The organism is Candidatus Nitrosotenuis aquarius (genome assembly GCF_002787055.1).
GTDB classification, from domain to species: Archaea; Thermoproteota; Nitrososphaeria; order Nitrososphaerales; family Nitrosopumilaceae; genus Nitrosotenuis; species Nitrosotenuis aquarius.
Map to the genome: position 1 here is coordinate 658,190 of NZ_CP024808.1, position 16,650 is coordinate 674,839.

At 44.0% G+C, this 16,650-nt stretch carries 17 protein-coding genes and 1 tRNA gene; 11 read left to right on the plus strand and 7 right to left on the minus strand.

All coding sequences use genetic code 11. From position 1 onward, the window contains the following. Positions 1-11: 11 nt before the first annotated feature. The 4 genes from NAQ_RS03915 to NAQ_RS03930 form a co-directional block, all read right to left on the minus strand. The gene (locus NAQ_RS03915) at positions 12-515 is read right to left on the minus strand and encodes a DUF367 family protein (protein WP_100182338.1); all 504 of its coding nucleotides are present in this window, start codon (positions 513-515) and stop codon (positions 12-14) included. 75 nt (positions 516-590) lie between these two features. Beyond that, positions 591-3,869: a lamin tail domain-containing protein gene (locus NAQ_RS03920; RefSeq protein WP_100182339.1), complete on the minus strand. Its 3,279-nt coding sequence runs from the start codon at positions 3,867-3,869 to the stop codon at positions 591-593. A 133-nt stretch (positions 3,870-4,002) separates the two neighbouring features. Continuing rightward, the gene (locus NAQ_RS03925; protein WP_245871720.1) at positions 4,003-4,245 is read right to left on the minus strand and encodes a hypothetical protein; all 243 of its coding nucleotides are present in this window, start codon (positions 4,243-4,245) and stop codon (positions 4,003-4,005) included. Between the two features lie 44 nt (positions 4,246-4,289). Next, positions 4,290-4,363 (minus strand) — tRNA-Pro (locus NAQ_RS03930). Positions 4,364-4,437: 74 nt separating this feature from the next. On the opposite strand from NAQ_RS03930, the gene map reads away from it, so the two are divergent. Continuing rightward, positions 4,438-5,328 (plus strand): type II methionyl aminopeptidase, encoded by an 891-nt coding sequence (gene map / locus NAQ_RS03935; RefSeq protein ID WP_100183439.1) that lies wholly within the window; start codon positions 4,438-4,440, stop codon positions 5,326-5,328. Here the strand turns inward: map and NAQ_RS03940 are convergent. After that, positions 5,318-5,497 carry a hypothetical protein gene (locus NAQ_RS03940; RefSeq protein WP_245871722.1) on the minus strand — a complete coding sequence of 60 codons (180 nt, stop codon included), beginning with the start codon at positions 5,495-5,497 and terminating at the stop codon, positions 5,318-5,320. The two genes, map and NAQ_RS03940, sit on opposite strands and share 11 nt — an antisense overlap. After that, the gene (locus tag NAQ_RS03945; RefSeq protein WP_245871724.1) at positions 5,497-6,618 is read right to left on the minus strand and encodes a DUF1512 domain-containing protein; all 1,122 of its coding nucleotides are present in this window, start codon (positions 6,616-6,618) and stop codon (positions 5,497-5,499) included. The genes NAQ_RS03940 and NAQ_RS03945 overlap by 1 nt, the downstream gene beginning before the upstream one ends. A gap of 144 nt (positions 6,619-6,762) precedes the next feature. On the opposite strand from NAQ_RS03945, the gene NAQ_RS03950 reads away from it, so the two are divergent. Next, positions 6,763-7,323: a TATA-box-binding protein gene (locus NAQ_RS03950; RefSeq protein ID WP_048188237.1), complete on the plus strand. Its 561-nt coding sequence runs from the start codon at positions 6,763-6,765 to the stop codon at positions 7,321-7,323. A 5-nt stretch (positions 7,324-7,328) separates the two neighbouring features. Here NAQ_RS03950 and NAQ_RS03955 read toward each other — a convergent pair whose 3' ends face one another. Beyond that, positions 7,329-7,652 carry a tRNA-binding protein gene (locus tag NAQ_RS03955; protein WP_100182341.1) on the minus strand — a complete coding sequence of 108 codons (324 nt, stop codon included), beginning with the start codon at positions 7,650-7,652 and terminating at the stop codon, positions 7,329-7,331. A 128-nt stretch (positions 7,653-7,780) separates the two neighbouring features. Here NAQ_RS03955 and NAQ_RS03960 point away from each other — a divergent pair, with 128 nt between their 5' ends. The 9 genes from NAQ_RS03960 (at position 7,781) to NAQ_RS04000 (ending at position 16,648) form a co-directional block, all read left to right on the plus strand. Continuing rightward, positions 7,781-8,473 (plus strand): flagellar hook assembly protein FlgD, encoded by a 693-nt coding sequence (locus NAQ_RS03960; RefSeq protein ID WP_100182342.1) that lies wholly within the window; start codon positions 7,781-7,783, stop codon positions 8,471-8,473. A gap of 35 nt (positions 8,474-8,508) precedes the next feature. Beyond that, positions 8,509-8,925, plus strand: coding sequence for a type II toxin-antitoxin system RatA family toxin (locus tag NAQ_RS03965; RefSeq protein ID WP_100182343.1), 417 nt, complete (start codon positions 8,509-8,511; stop codon positions 8,923-8,925). 3 nt (positions 8,926-8,928) lie between these two features. Next, a complete protein-coding gene (locus NAQ_RS03970) occupies positions 8,929-10,128 on the plus strand; it encodes a glycosyltransferase family 2 protein (RefSeq protein WP_100182344.1) in 1,200 nt (399 codons plus the stop codon). Positions 10,129-10,164: 36 nt separating this feature from the next. Beyond that, positions 10,165-11,340 carry a S1C family serine protease gene (locus NAQ_RS03975; protein ID WP_100182345.1) on the plus strand — a complete coding sequence of 392 codons (1,176 nt, stop codon included), beginning with the start codon at positions 10,165-10,167 and terminating at the stop codon, positions 11,338-11,340. 25 nt (positions 11,341-11,365) lie between these two features. Next, a complete protein-coding gene (gene cofG, locus NAQ_RS03980) occupies positions 11,366-12,535 on the plus strand; it encodes a 7,8-didemethyl-8-hydroxy-5-deazariboflavin synthase subunit CofG (protein WP_100182346.1) in 1,170 nt (389 codons plus the stop codon). Beyond that, positions 12,532-13,779 carry a 5-amino-6-(D-ribitylamino)uracil--L-tyrosine 4-hydroxyphenyl transferase CofH gene (gene cofH / locus NAQ_RS03985; RefSeq protein ID WP_420887500.1) on the plus strand — a complete coding sequence of 416 codons (1,248 nt, stop codon included), beginning with the start codon at positions 12,532-12,534 and terminating at the stop codon, positions 13,777-13,779. The genes cofG and cofH overlap by 4 nt, the downstream gene beginning before the upstream one ends. Continuing rightward, a complete protein-coding gene (locus tag NAQ_RS03990; RefSeq protein ID WP_100182348.1) occupies positions 13,780-15,126 on the plus strand; it encodes a TldD/PmbA family protein in 1,347 nt (448 codons plus the stop codon). 427 nt (positions 15,127-15,553) lie between these two features. After that, positions 15,554-15,898, plus strand: coding sequence for a helix-turn-helix domain-containing protein (locus NAQ_RS03995; RefSeq protein WP_100182349.1), 345 nt, complete (start codon positions 15,554-15,556; stop codon positions 15,896-15,898). A gap of 24 nt (positions 15,899-15,922) precedes the next feature. Next, a complete protein-coding gene (locus NAQ_RS04000) occupies positions 15,923-16,648 on the plus strand; it encodes a proteasome assembly chaperone family protein (protein ID WP_100182350.1) in 726 nt (241 codons plus the stop codon). The last annotated feature ends 2 nt before the right edge of the window (positions 16,649-16,650 follow it).

The following is a 16,650-nucleotide window of genomic DNA, read 5'->3' on the forward strand; positions in this document are numbered from 1 at the left end:
TTATTTGCTACTCAGTCAATATTTTGTACAATTCCGTATTCTGCAAGCAGGGGTCGGATCTGCTCTTCTAGTTCTAGCTTGGAATAGTCTGCGAGCAGCTCGGAATTTAGCTCATAAAATGTGTGACCCCAGTTGAACTTTGATAGCAACTCCATTGCAAGATCATCATATCGCAAAATGAATGCGGCCCCTGCAATTGCCTCAACAGTAGTCAGCTTTCCAAGCTTGGCATAGTTTACGGGGTTTCCTGCCAAAAGCGGCGGCAGTTTTCTTGGGATTCCTCCAAATCTTTTTTTGAATGTTGTATCTGCCAGGTTCCATGAACAGTCAATTCCGGTAATAGAGTCGGCAAGCTTTGCGTCATGGTATAGTAGGGTTTGTTTTGCAAACGGGTCCAGTATGATTGTGTTTTGTGCTGTCCTTGTGACAGATTTTGCCAGATTGAACTTTACTAGCTTGGCAGCTGTGCATTTTTTTGGATCGTCTTGGCGAAACATCAGTACCTGGACATTCATGATTCCAATACAAAACAGGAGAATATCTTCCTACTGGACATTCATGATTCCAATACAAAACAGGAGAATATCTTCCTACTGGACTTGCTTGTAGACTATCTCGTAGTATAGCTTGGCAGACGGAACATGGTTTTCTACTTGGATTATCCATGCAGAATCCGGAATGATATCATCGTCTAGTTCTGGAGATATTGCAAATTTTTCTAAAATTGTGTCAGGTCCAGAATATGTAACCTTGTATGGCAGGCCTGCAAATGTCACAATTTGGTATGCTACATCTTTTGTCTTGGTAGGTCCTGAGATTAGGCATTCTTCTGCCTGTCCTATGATGCATGTCCCATCATCAGCCAGTATTGTAAGATTTGTAGTCTTTTCAGCGCCTCTTGATGCCACCATGGAGCCTTGGAGTGTGTTTGGTGCAATCACCAGATCATCTTTTGTCTGCTCCACTAGGGCAACTTCGACTATTGGGTCTGTGATTCTGTTGAATTTTTCAGATATTTTCACGTCGCTGGTTGCCTTTTTGGCGAGCTTGTCCACCACCTCAAAGGTAGTCTTGAAAGTGCCAAATTCCGTGTCTGCAATCACTTCGTATGTTCCAAGTGCCGAGTTTGCCGGAATTTTATAGTCATACGAGTAAAATCCATTCTCATAGCTTCGGGAAATGTCGACTTTTTTGTTGCCCAAACCGCAGTAGAATGTTCCACAGTCGATTTTGTCATCTTTTTTGTGCTCGACTAGTAAGTTAAGTTTTGCCAAGTACAGAATCTTGTTAGTGGTACCTGTAATGTATGCAGTCTCCCCTGGGAGATACGCCTCTTTATCGGTGATAATTGTTAGCGTGGTTTTGCCCGTGACTCCAAGAGGAATGTCGTTTTTGATTTCAAATGTGGCGTCTGCTCGCAGTTTTTGGTATGTTGCAACAATCTTGTATTTTCCATCCTTGAATACAGTCAGTGGAAGGTCGTATGTTGTCTTGAATGCGCCGCCCTTGTCCAAATCCAAATTAGAATTAAAGATGACCTTGTTAGACATTGTTCGCACCTCAACGTTTACTCTCTCAGCTACCCCACCATATGTGGTGCGCACATCATCTTGTCTTTTAATCACATTACCAGTTACTTCCAGCTTTTCACCTGGACGATAGACTGCCTTGTTTGACTTTACTTCAATTGGTTTTACCTCTAGCGTGTCCTGTGAGGGATTCTCAGACAGCTTGAAGAACAAGTCAATGCTCTGCGAGGTTGCAATTACAGAGACTTTGTATGTCCCAAATACGGTTGGGCGTGCCTGTCTTGGGTCTCTGATGTCTGCCAGATCAAAGTCCTTTGTTGGCGCAGTCCAGCTCCAAGTGAATCTGCTGTTGTCTATTTTTGCACCACTGCCCACTGTTTTGCCATCAGGCTTTGTTAGGACAATTTTGACTGCAGACTGCCCGCTGACTAGGGTTCCCTCCAGATTTACTGTTTCTCCTAGGCCATAGACTTCCTTGTCTAATTTGGCTAGAATTTCCCTGTTTTTGACATCAATGTCACTGTCCACTGCAAATGTGGTCTCAAAGATTCTCTTGTCATACATTCCTCGAATTGTATACACGCCAGGCGTAAACGATGACGGATTTATCTTAAAGTCAAGCTTGAAATTTCCTGCAGCGTCAGGAATGGCAGTAAACGAGTAAGTGGATGTCTTAGTCACTACCTTGTCTTGGACCAGCTGCTTGCTGCCAACAAGTGCCACCTTGATTTGCTGGCCCTTGTCATCCATGACAGATATCGACACTGGTGCTACCTCAAAGCTACTGCGCTCTCTTAGCTCAACGTGTCCGTTTACTAGGACTGTGTCTCCTGGGACATATCTGTCCTTGTCGGATTTTACAAAGTATTTTGGAGTCGCCACATATTCTTCAGGGTTTTCCACTATTTTGAAATCAGTTGTCGCCTTGCCAAATTCCTTAGACACTGTTACTGTGTAATCACCAAGATTGATTTTTCCTGCAGGGACTTTGAGCTCGTACCTAAATGTGCTGTCACCTGCCAGCTTTACTTGATCTTTGATTTTGAAAATATTATTTACAGTATTGCCAATAGAGCCAGTGCCTGTCTGAATCACTTCTAAATCCAGTGCAACTACATACTTGTTGCTCCTACCAGAAATTACGATTGGCTCGCCAGGTGCATATGCGTCCTTGTCAGTTACCAGAATTATTTGTTCTAGGTTTTTTTCGTCTTTTGCAAGCTCAAATGATGTTTCGGCGTGCTGCTTGCCATAGTCTGCCACAATATCCAGAGTACCATAGACTGGCTTGGTTGGGCTCATGTAGACATTACCAGAGAATTCGCCGAACTTGTCTGGAAAGAGCTTGCCAGAAAATATCTGGATTCCATTTGGATTGTACACGGTATACTTGAGGCCCTCGCCTGGAATGACATTATTAGTAGAGGCGGAAATCTTGACTGTCTGTCCTGGAATATACGTAGACTTGTCAGTAGAAATGGCAAGCTCCGATATTTCCTCTTCTTGGTCTGCTATGACTTGTTCTCCCATTGAGAATATTGTCGAGTCTGTTGCTTCGCCGTATTGGACATCAACACGATATGTTCCTGCACCAGCACCAAGAACCTTGTGTAGTTTTATTTGTGTCTTGTATTCCAAATTCAAGTCCGGGTATATCGTAAAAGATCTTTGATAGCTGCCAGGACCGTCAACATCTATTCGGAGTTGTTGCTGCGAGAAGAACGGCTTTTCCTGGTATACTCGCTTTGATACATTTCCAGAAATTATTGCTGTTTCATCAAAAATGTAATTTTTCTTGTCCGACTTTACAAACACAGTTAGTTCTGTTGATTTTGCGCCAGCCCCAGGAAGCTTGCCATTAGAAGAGCCTGGAGACGACGATTTGAAAATCCAGACATTTGATTCAGATACTACGCCGTCGTATTTTCTCTGCCAGGATTGGAAATCATTTTTCTGATCAGTAATTATCTGGGTTTCATCAACAACTTTTCCCTCCTTGTTCTTTAGCTGGACTTTTTCTGAGACATCAGTAAACCACAGGCTTTGGTAAGAATAAACTAGGAATTGTCCTGGCTTTATCATCGTTCCAACTGGCAGAGTCAGAGTCTTTTTTGTAACAGTAGTCGATGCGATTTTCCATCCACCAATGTCCACCGTTTCATCTGTTGGGTTGTACAGCTCGACCCATTCTGAAACTGTCTTTGAATCATCGCCTGCCGGGTTTGTGTCTACTTCATTAATTACAACATGGTCAGCCAAATCCTCAGCACCATACGATACTCCGATTATTCCAACGAATAGTAAAGCTGCAAATACGCCAGCTAGGGGCAAAGTCCTCATTTTTTCTACCTACGTAATTTCGAGCCCAATATCATTTTAGATCTAAATTGAGCAAAAGTTGAGCAAGTGGTGAATTGGGGGTGCATTTTACCCATTTTGGGCGTTGATTGCTAAAAAAGAATGCGTATGATTCCTATTTGATACCATCACAGTTTGGGCACTTGCCGCCAGTGATTTTTGCCCCGCAATGAACACAGATTCCCTCTGGAATTTCTTTTTGGAGTTTTAGATTTTTTCGACCTACATATGCCTTGATTCCAACATATATTGCAACTGCAATCAGCACTGAATAGATTAGAGGAAGTCCTGCGCCAAGAAGACCAATCATGAAAAACAAAATTCCGGCAATTAGAATCCATTCGCGTTTTGCGCCCAACGATTCAGTACAAAAAATCTCAATTAAAAATGATATTATTAAAGTGGGATCGGCCGGATTTGAACCGACGACCTCAGGTACCCAAAACCCGAATCATACCAAGCTAGACCACGATCCCGCTTGTGTGTGCAAATTTTTTGCCCCAATTTAAGATGTATGATTTTAAATAACTATTCCAGTCCAGTGCAACTATTGCAATTAGACGATTACATCAAGGCAGGCAAAATAGCATCCGAGGTCCGTGAGCTTGCAAGGGCCAAGGACTGGGTTGGAAAAACGCTCTACGAAATCTGCGAAACAGTCGAATCTGAAATCCAGTCACGCGGAGGAAAATGCGCATTTCCAGTAAACGCAAGTCTAAACGAGATTGCAGCCCACTACACCGCAGAGCCAAACGACCCCAAGGTCCTGACCAGCTCGGATCTGATCAAAATAGATCTTGGAGTCCAGATAAACGGATACATTGCAGACACCGCAGTATCCGTGTCTTATGATCCCCAGTCTGCAATATTGGTAGAAACGGCAGAAGAGGCACTCAAGGCGGCAATGGCAATGGTAAAGGAGGGAACCAAGTCAAGCGAAATTGGAAAGACAATACAAAAAACTGTAATGCAGTACAATCTCAAGCCAATTGCAAACTTGTCAGGTCATTCCCTAGAACAATACACGATCCATGCGGGAAAATCAATCCCAAACATGTGGTCAATTGGCTCCTTTGCTCTATCCACAAAGGAAGCATATGCCTGTGAGCCATTTGTCACCACGTCAAAGGGGCTAGGGTTTGTCAGGGAGGGAAAGACAAGGAACATTTTCGGCCTCGTCTCACGCAAAAAGACAAAGAACGAAAATGCAAACAAGCTAGTCGACTTTATCTGGGACAACTTCAACACACTGCCATTTGCCCTCAGGTGGATAACAAAGTCATACGAGGAAAAAGAGGCAAGAACACTGCTTGAGGAATTGATAAAAAACAAAATTGTTCGCGCATATCCAGTGCTCAATGAGGCAAATAGTCAGCGCGTAGCGCAGGCAGAGCACACGTTCATCCCTACCGCAACGAGTGCAATAGTAACTACTCTATAGCCTGGCCGAAAATCTTTGAGATACTAGTCGGGATTTTGCAGGTTGTGCATTCCGAAGCATGTACAAAAAGACAGTCGCCTTCCTGAAATTTCCTTTTGGTCTCCTTTTTGCAAGAGGGACATTTTTCTATTGTAAATGCGACCAGCGGTTTTTCTTTTTTTGAGAACATTATTGCGGCACCCCCAGCGTGTTGCCAACGCCGACTACCAGTACAGATTGGCCCTGCTTTGTGTTTTCTTTGATCATTGTGTAAACTTTGGATTCCACTTCGTCCGCCTTGTCTGCAATTTCTTTGGTCATCAGTGTGATTGCTTCCTTGATTGATTGTTTTATGACAATTGCGTAAACTGGAATGTTGTACTTTGTTGCGACTTCTTCTATTTGGAATCTGTCTGTTCCAATTCCTCCAATTGCTGCGCCAAAGCCCTGTGCCACAGTGCCTGAGGTTTCTCCTTCCAGCTTTAGGCCTGCATCGACCATGATTATTAGGTCTGGCTTTTTTTCTGCAGCCAGAATCTCTACTGCATCTCCAGGCCTACCCACAGTAGCAGAAGGACCTTCTGCCTTGAGTAAGATCAGTTTTCTTCCTTCAAAGTCGGACTCTGCATAAACTGTCTCTAGGCCTATTGGCTTTTTTTCTGATTGCAGCATCATTTTGCCTATCACCATTGGGCCTATTCCGTCGCCAAGGGGTTGGCCTGACTTTAGTGCCGGAACTGCTCCCTTGAGTGCCTCTGCCTGCTCCATTACAAATGGAAGCATCATTTGTAGCGGCAAGATAAGTGGAAAGTTGTTTTGCTTTTTTGCAGTAAGGAAAAGGTGCCTTACTATTTTGTGCAACAGGTTCAGCGACGTTACTACCTCCAACAGATTTTGAATTTTGCTTGCCTCAAGCGGTGTGAGGTTTTGCGTAAGGGACAAAACTTGGGCTCTGGTGTAATCCTCTCGAGAGCGCAACATGTGCTTTATTTTCGGCATTATTCCGTTTGGGTCGATATCGACAGGCATTATGGTAAAGTATTCCAAATAGCCGTCGATTTTCTTTGTGACGTCGCCAGAGGATTTTTTTTGCAAATAGTCAAGGAGGTCCTTTCTTGTTTCATCCTTGTATCGGCTGAGCTTTTCAATTCCCTTGTTTATCTCGCCAGAAGTTACCATGAGCTGGATTCTCTGGCCGTAAAAGACAAAGATCACAATCGGCACGATCCAGATCAACCACATTATTGGGTTTGAGGAGTCGCTGTTGCTGCCAAACAGATTATCGACTGAAAATATCTCGGTATAGTTCAATTACACTGCAAGCCTTGGTTTGCCAAATTAATGGATTTGTGTAGGGCGATCATAGAACCTGTGCCAAATTTCAAAGAAATTGGCTGCCGGGTTAACAAATAGAAAGTGCTCTTTATATAGCCTAGATAAGTCAACTGCTAACGTATGCCACAAACAAAGCCGATAGTAAGCATCGAAAATGTAGTTGCTTCTGCTTCAGTGGATCAGAAAATGGACCTAAACGAGATTACTCGTAATTTTCCAGATGTAGAGTATCATCCGGATCAGTTTCCAGGACTTGTCTTCAGACTAAAGAGTCCCAAGACTGCAACTCTGATTTTCACATCAGGTAAAATGGTCTGTACTGGCGCAAAATCTGAAGAGATGGCACGAAGTGCAGTAAAGTCGGTTGTTCAAAAGCTCAGAAAAGGCGGCATCAAAGTCAAAAAGGATGCAGTAGTGGACATCCAAAACATTGTTGCATCAATTAACTTGGGTGGAAAGATTCACCTCGAGCAAGCAGCAAGAACTCTACCACGTAGCATGTACGAGCCAGAACAATTTCCAGGTCTGATTCACCGAATGCTTGACCCAAAAACGGTAATCCTGCTTTTCTCATCAGGAAAGCTGGTGTGCACTGGAGCTAAAAAAGAGCCAGACGTGTACCGTTCTGTTAACAACCTGCATTCGTTGCTTGAAGAAAAGAACCTAATGATCTACGACTAGATCTTTTATTTTATTTTAGTTCCCAAAGGAACTGATTCATCCACCGTCAACCAATAGGGTTTGTCGTCTAGGTCAGCTGCCAAAAGCATTGCGTTTGATTCTACGCCGCCAACTGTCTTTGGTTCCAGATTTGTAATTGCAATTACCGTTTTTCCCACCATTTCTTCCGGCGTGAAATATTGCGCGCCGCCGATTATGAGGTCTCTTGTTTCCCCGCCAAGGTCAATTGTGCCCTTTATTATCTTGGTTTTTCCTGGGATCCTCTCCGTTGCGGTGATTTTTGCCACCCTTATCTCGAGTTTGGCAAAGTCGTCATATGTAATTGCCATAGGAAGGGGTCTTTGGCAGCGCTTAAAATGAATTTCGACACCTAGGCGTAGTTTTGTAAAACAATCTTTGGCAGATTGGCAATATTGCCACACAGTTAATTTATCTGAAAAGAATTCACAAAATCCGTATGGGTCAGTTCTTTACAGACGACATCGACTCACTCCTAAAGTTGGGCCACGGAGACTCTGCCCGCCTAGCCAAAATAAGGGAGGAATTCGTTCGCACTAAACTAGTATCAATTGATGATAGAAAATACGTAGAAGGCTTGCTTGCAAGATATTCACAGCCTGTCGAGACAAAACAGGAAAAACCAAAAGAGTCCCGCATAGTTCCTCCTCCACCGCCGCCAAGAAACCCGCCAACATTACTAGAAGTAAAACAAAAACCAAAAAAAGAGGAATCTATTCCAAAACTAGAAGGTAGTAAAACAAAGCTGCGAAATGTCGTAATTGCAGTCTGTGCCACAGTGTTTGCTGTTCTGGTAGTATCGTTTGTTGCAATGAACCAGGATTTGGAAACAGGAATCGGCACGCCAAGTGTTGCCAAGGCACTAGAGCTAGATTCTACATCATATGTTAGAGGCGACATAATTTCAATTTCCGGCAAGACAAAAGAGGCAACAAGCATTGCGACACTATCCATTACAAATCCAGCAGGCACACAAATTTGGAGCGAGACAGTCACTGTCAAGCCAAGCGGCACATTTGCCACACTTGCAATAGCTGGCGGAGAAGGATGGGACCAACCCGGAACATACACTGTTTCGGTGTCATATTCGGGAAATTCGGATACTGCCACGTTTAGTTTTGATCCTAGCTAATCAAGACTAATATTTGCGGATCAAAAAATCACACCATGGCAACAATAGAGGCCACAGTTACAATTAATGCACCTGCAGACAAGGTCTGGGATGTTGTCTCTGATCTTGACGGTGAGCCAAAATTCTGGAAGGGAACAAAATCAGTCCGAAACATTTCAAAGGATGGCAACACAATACAGCGCGAAATAACAATTGCATTTAGAGATTCCAAATGCATGCAGACAGTAACACTGCAGCCAAAGCAGAGAATTCTTGCCACATTCACAGAAGGCATCATAAACGGAACAAAGACAGTCCAGCTAATACCTGAAGGGCAAAAAACAAGGCTAGAGACAATCTGGGACATCAAGATGACAGGCATGCTGGGCATGTTCACAGGCATGGTCAAAAAACACATCAAGAGCGGAACCGAACAAGCACTAGAAGCAATCAAGCAAGAAATCGAGAAATAAGTCATGATTTTAGATGCAGTAAACTATGCCTTTGTGGCAATCCTAGTCGGAATTTGCTTTGCATGGGTTGCGCTGATAAAATCCATGGCAGACTCGTTCAAGCACACGCCGATTTTGGATAAATTCGATGCAAAACCCCACCACATGCCGCGAGTCTCAATAATACTTCCTGCAAGAAACGAGGAAGGATTCATTGCAAAATGCCTTGACTCGCTAATATCGCAAGATTATTCCAACTACGAAATAATAGCAATTGACGACTCTTCAGAAGACTCTACTGGAGAAATAATTTCAAAATATGCAGAGAAAAACTCCAAGGTCATTCATGTCACTGCCGGACCAAAACCGGAAGGATGGATGGGAAAAAACTGGGCCTGCATGGAAGGCTACAAAAAGGCAACAGGCGAATTGTTGCTATTCACAGACGCAGACACCAAGTTTGAGAAAAACGTAATATCGTTGGCAGTCTCGCATCTGGAATCAGCAGGCCTTGATGCGCTGACTGTAATCCCAAAGATGGTCTGCCTTGATACTTGGACAAAAATCACACTTCCTGTGATTTCGACATTTTTGCACACAAGGTTTTCCGCAATACGGGTAAACGATCCTACAAAAAAGACGGGCTACTTTTTTGGCAGCTTTTTCATTATCCGAAAAACAACGTACAATTCCGTTGGAACCCATGAGGGAGTAAAGCACGAAATCATAGAAGACGGCGCACTGGGTAAAAAAGTCAAAGAAGGCGGATTTAGGATGAAGATGGTCCGAGGCGACCGACTAATTGAGGCGGTCTGGGCTCGCGACCGGTCAACACTGTGGAATGCGCTAAAGCGACTGATGATTCCGCTCTTTTTGCAGAACGGCAAAATTGCAGTAGGAATATTCTTTGCGGTATTGTTTTTGCTCTTTATGCCGTACATGTTTTTGGCCTATTCCATACCGTTTGCGGCTAGTTCTGCGTCGTTTTCTGCTGTCTTTGTGTCATCTGCAGTGTCGTCTGCATTGTTGTTCTCAGCATGTGTGGTAGATGCCAAGGCACTGCAAATCAAGATGCAATATGCCATTTGCGCACCTCTTGGAAGCCTAGTGGTGGTTGGCGGATTTTTGGTAGGCCTCATCCAGGCAAAGAGCAGCTCTGCAGTGTCATGGAGAGGAAGAACTTATTCCATGAAAGACCACAGTCCAGACTTTATCAATGTCTAGGCAAAGATTATAGGCGCACCAAAAAGAACCGAGTCATTGAGCAAATCAACTGTAATTTTGGGAGGATTGCTTGCAACAGTGATTGTTCTGGTATCATACAGCATTTTTCTAAATCCTCCAAATCAAACCCCTACAATAGAAGACATTTCTGAAAATACAAAAAATTCAGTAATTGCCCAAGACAAAAAAGACCTATCATTAGTTGAGATATTTGAGAAAAGCGAGGCAGGGGTTGTTCGACTAAACGTAAAAAGACCTGCAAACGATGCAAGGGGAATAGGCGGAGTCGGCTCTGGCTTTGTGTACGACTCCCAAGGATACGTCATAACAAATGATCATGTAGTGCAGAATGCGGAAAAAATCACTGTCACGTTTTTGGATGGACGATCATACAAGGCCAAAGTGATAGGCCAGGACCTCTACACGGACTTGGCAGTAGTCAAGGTAAATGCAAGCTCTGATGTTTTAGTGCCATTGCCTGTTGGGGACTCGTCTAAGCTTCGAGTGGGCGAGCCGATTGCGGCAATTGGAAACCCGTTTGGGTTATCAGGCTCCATGAGTTCCGGTATAGTAAGCCAGGTTGGAAGGCTGTTGCCATCCCAGGACAGGGGATTCCAAATCCCAGATATTATACAAACAGATGCGGCAATAAACCCTGGAAACTCAGGAGGCCCGCTCCTTAACATGCGAGGCGAAGTAGTTGGAATCAACACTGCAATACAATCTGAATCTGGCGACTTTGCAGGAGTCGGATTTGCAATACCCTCAAAGACTGTCCAGAAAATCATCCCGGTCTTGATAGAAAACAAGACATACCACCACCCATGGGTTGGAATCTCTGGCAGAGACATTGACCCTGACTTGGCAGATATTCTAAACCTCAAGGACGCCAGAGGATTTTTGATAATCAATGTGCTAGACGACAGCCCTGCACAAAAGGCAGGCCTGCGAGGAACGACAGAAACAAAGGAGGTGGACGGGGTTCGACACCAAATAGGCGGAGATGTTGTGTTGGGGGTTGATTCCAAGACTGTCAGAAAAATTGATGATATTTTGATTCACTTGCAGCGAGAAAAAAAAGTCGGAGATGAAATGGTTCTGCAGATTTTGCGGGACGGCAAAGTAACGGATGTTGTAATTACACTGCATGAGAGGCCGTCATCCATACTTGCACTGAACACGACAAGTGCGACAAATTCGACTCAAAGATAAATACCACAACCAAAGATTAGCCTTGTTGAGTGATCTGGTGCTGGCATGCGAGCCGCTAAATCATGTTCTAGAAGGAAAAGAGATTTCAAAAAAACAGGCCTATGAAATTTTTGATCAGACCAAAAATAACACCACAGAACTATACAAGACTGCAAGCCTTCTACGAAACAAGCACAAATCCAACAATGTTACATTTTCAAAAAAGGCATTTTTCAATTTGGTGAATCTGTGTAGGGATGTCTGCAGATACTGCACGTACAAGGCAGAGCCAGGCGAGCAAAAACTGTCCATGATGAGCAAAAAAAATGTGCGTGAGCTGGCAGAATTGGCAAGAAAATACCATTGCACCGAAGCGTTGTTTGTGACAGGCGAGCGACCAGAAGAAAAGTACTCACTTGCAAGGGAATGGCTCAGAGAAAACGGATTTGCAAGTACTGCTGAATATTTGGTCCATGCCTCTGAAATCGCACTGGAGTCAGGCCTATTCCCCCATACAAATGCCGGAAACCTCACAAAATCTGAGATCAACTCGCTCAAAAAGACAAACGTCAGCATGGGCCTGATGCTGGAAAACTCTAGCGAAAGACTGGCAGAGAAGAAAATGCCGCACAACCTAGCTCCAAGCAAAAGCCCCAAGGCAAGACTTCAGGTATTGGAAAATGCAGGCGAGCTTGCAATGCCGATGACTACAGGAGTATTGGTTGGAATCGGCGAGACACCATACGAAATAATTGATTCATTATTTGCAATAAAGCAGCTCCACGACAGGTTCGGCCACATTCAGGAGATAATTTTGCAAAATTTTCAGCCAAAGCATGATACCATGATGAAAAATGCACCGTCTGCAGAGGAAAACTATTTCAAAACAATGGTTGCTCTAGCAAGAATAATCATGCCAAAAATGAACATCCAGATCCCCCCAAATTTGTCACCGAACTCGTACCAGTACTTTTTAGACGCAGGAATCAACGACTGGGGCGGAATATCGCCATTGACTGCAGATTATGTCAATCCTGAATTTGGTTGGCCGCAAATCGACTTTGTAGAAAAGAACACAAAGAACGCAGGATTTGCTCTCAAGGCAAGATTTCCCATATATCCTGAAATGATGAAAATGATTCCATCCGAATTATATCAAAAAATGGCACCAATAATGGATAAAGAAGGGTTTGTCGCAGAGGAATATTGGAGATGAACATCGACTCGCTTCTAAAGCATGCAGACCCGCTAGTTGCCGAAGCCCTAGACCATGCATTATCTGAAAAAGAAGTTACAGTATCCGAGGCATTGCGACTGTACGGCGCGCGCGGCCTTGACTTTCACTTGGTCGGCATGGTTGCAGACGAGCTTCGAAAAAGGCGCGTAGGCGATATTGTGACATTTGTGGTAAATAGAAACATCAACTTTACAAACGTCTGCATCAAGCAGTGCGGATTTTGCGCATTTAGCAGGGACTTTAGGGAAGAGGAGGGGTACTTTTTGCCAACAGAGGAAATTGTACGTCGCGCAAAGGAAGCCCACACACTTGGCGCAACAGAGGTCTGCATACAGGCAGGCCTTCCGCCAGACATGGACTCTAAAACATATGAAAACATTTGTCGTGCAATAAAATCAGAGATTCCCGACATTCACATCCACGGGTTTTCCCCTGAAGAAGTACTCTATGGCGCGACACGATCCAACATATCAGTAAAGGAATATCTGATGCGACTAAAGGACGCCGGAGTCAACACCCTGCCCGGAACCGCTGCAGAAATACTAGACCAAGATATGCGCGATAAAATATCTCCAGGCAGAATCAGCGTAAACGACTGGATTGACGTAATAAAAACAGCACACAGACTTGGAATCCAGTCAACATCGACCATAATGTTTGGCCACATTGAAACGCCAGAAGACAGAGTGCGACACATTGCAAAAATCAGGGAGATCCAAAAGGAGACGGGCGGCTTTACCGAGTTTGTACCGCTTAATTTCATTCATTCAGAGGCTCCAATGTACAAGCACCAGCTGCACGAAGGAATCAGCAATGGCGCATCCGCAAACGACGTTCTGCTAACACATGCAATATCTCGAATAATGCTAAACAACCACATCAACAACATCCAAATGTCGTGGGTAAAGGAAGGCCCCAAGATGGCTCAGGTGCTCCTGATGTGGGGCGCAAACGACTTTGGGGGCACGCTAATCAACGAGTCCATTTCCACGTCTGCTGGTGCATCGCATGGCCAGCTGTTGCGACCAAAGGAAATGAGAAGGCTGATTCGAGAAATCGGTCGAATACCTGCGCAGAGGAGCACATCATACGACATACTCAAAGTGTATGATTCCGAATCGGCAGAAGAAGAACTGGACCGAGTCGACGCATCCAAGTTTGGCTCTTACTTTGAGCTAGTCAAGCTGGACAAGTACAGGTACAAAAACCCAAGGGCAAGCTAGTTGTCCGTCTGTGATAAAGTAATTTCTCTTGCGCAAAAAATAAGCGTAGATGAATGTGAATCTGTGTTTTGCACCAAAAAAACAATCACAATACGGATCACGGATTCAGAGATTGCGGAAATCAAGGAAAACCATGACCGCTCAATTGGAATCAGACTAGTCAAGGACAAGAGAATTTCATCTGCGCAGTCCAATGCCTCAGAATATGACAAAATAATACAAGAGGCACTGCATGCAGGAAAAAACCTCAGCCCCCGTGAATTTTGGAAGTCGTTTCCTGTCGGATCTAAAGACACGCCAATAGAGAAAACAAACGACCCCAAGCTTTGGGAAATGGACTCTGCTAGAGCAACTGAGCTTGCACAGTCCATGATAGACCATACCATTCACCAAAAAATTACGCGAATATCTGGCTCCCTAAATATTGTATGTGATGATTTTGAAATCGCAAATACGTCTGGCCTGCACAAGTCGGAAAAATCCACGTACATTTCTGGCCTGATTAATGCGGATTCCGAGATAGGGACTCCGGTGTCCGGAATAGGCCAGGCAAACTCTAGGGTATTGGACTTGTTTGATGCTGCAAAAATAGGCGAAGACGCTAGCCAAATGTGCGTAAGTTCGATAAATCCAGACACCATACAAAACAAGACGGCTAGCATAATCCTTGAGCCGCAGGCGGTAGGGGAATTGCTGTACTTTGTCTTGGGCCCAAACTTTAATCTCAAGACATTTTCTGAGGGGAGGAGCTGCTTTTCTGAGATTGGCGCAAAAATCACAGTCGATGACTTTAGTCTGGTCGATGATCCGCATGCCCCAAATAGCCTTGGCGCAAAATCATTTGATGATGAGGGCGTGCCGACAAACCCAAGACACTACATCAGAGACGGGGCCTTTGAGGGAACATTTTCTGACACATATAACGCACTAAAAGAGAATACAATCTCAACTGGAAATGCATGTAGATTTGGCGTGCCGCTTGGACGATCCACAGACCCAATCCCAGTTTCTGCACCGCACAATCTCTCCATCATACCAGGCAGCCAGACTCGGGATGAAATTATACAAAACACACAGGACGGAATTGTAGTCGGCAGACTTTGGTATACATATCCGATAAATCCAATTAAGGGTGACTTTTCATGTACAGCCCGCAGTGGAATTTTTCAGATCAAAAACGGCCAAATAAAGCCAATCAAGTCAGTTAGAATAATCCATAATTTGCCCATATTATTACAAAACATTTCTGCAATTGGGAATAATTCCAAGGTAGTGTTACCATGGGCAGGCCTGCCAGTGACATGCCCCACAATAAAATGCGATGGAATTCCAGTCTCGTCAATCTAGGACAAGATTAATTATTGTATAATGTTGATTATATCCATGTGCGAAACTCTGGATGAAATACATGCGGCTCAGCTTGCAAATATCATTGCCAAAAGGCGCATGGCAAAGAACGCACAGAAAATCGCAACAGCGTAGTGTTTCTTTATATTGTTAAATGGAGTTTACTGAGGTTTTTTGGAAAAACGCCCTCATTTGCCTATATTCTAAAATGGAAAATAATGGTAAATTTTTGGGAAAAAACTAGACAGAACTAGGCAGTTTTATGCGTATTTTGGGGATGTCGTAATTTAACCTGGTGGTATCGGGGTTAAACTGGACTAGTGTTATCGCATGGTTTAACCACTAGCCTAGCTCAAAAAAATTTACTGTAAATCAAAAAAAACGCAAACTAACCTTAATTAAGGTAAAGTACGGTACCATACAGTACATGAAAGTACGCCTCACATACATACCGCTTGAAGTAGCCGATCAGCTTGGCGACTTTATCATATCGCGCGACGCACAGGTAATGGACGCAGTCAAGGCTCGCGCACGCGATTTTAGCACACTAACAGTGATAAAACTGCTGTACCAGCTGAGCTGCCGACCGCTTGCATTCTCGGAGCTGTACGAGTCATCAAAAATTAGAATGAAGAGGTCGTTTCTAAATTACCTGCACTTCTGCCTTGATTACAATTTCATAAAAAGAGAAACCGCCAATGATTCCGTGTACTATACCATAACGGAAAAGGGCAGAATAATGCTTGGGCTGTTTTTGCAGAAAAGTAATTAGAGACGCAAAAAACCCAAAAAACAATTGGCAAGAAAAATACTGGACGAGTCGGTCCATGAAATAAAAAAGACCCCGGTGAAAAGCCCGATAATATTTGCAGGCTTTGTAGGTCCTGGCCTTGCAGGCCCGCTTGCCATCGGACATATGATAGAAAAGCTGAAAATGTCAGAAATCGGATACTTGAGATCAAAGTATCTTCCGCCGTCAACCGTATTCATTCAGGGGAGACTGCGACACCCATTTCGGTTTTATTCCAACAAAAAGGGAAACATTTGCTGTGTAATATGCGAGGTCCCACTAAAGATGGACGGCCTGTACAATATCGCATCCATAATCTTGGACTGGGCCCAGGCAAAGGGATGCCGGGAACTAGTGATACTGGACGGCGTGGCCTCTGAAGAGCACGACTCCAAGACGTTTTGCGCAGCAGAGGAAGACTTGTGCAGAATAATGCAGGACAAGGAAATATCGATGATTTCTCAGGGCTTTATCTCCGGCATTCCAGGCAGCATCCTAAACGAATGCATTATCCGCAAAATTCGCGCAATCACTTTGCTAGTCAAGGCAAGCCATGCTCATCCTGACCCGCTTGCTGCCGCCACCCTGATTGATTCAATCAACAAAGTCTATTGTACTGTAATAGATACGTCCGAGCTTCGAAAGCAAAAGGAGAAAATAGGAACGGAATTTCGCGAGCTGTCTGAAAAATACAAGGAACACAGGCAGGCAGATTCCGGTATGTACATGTAATA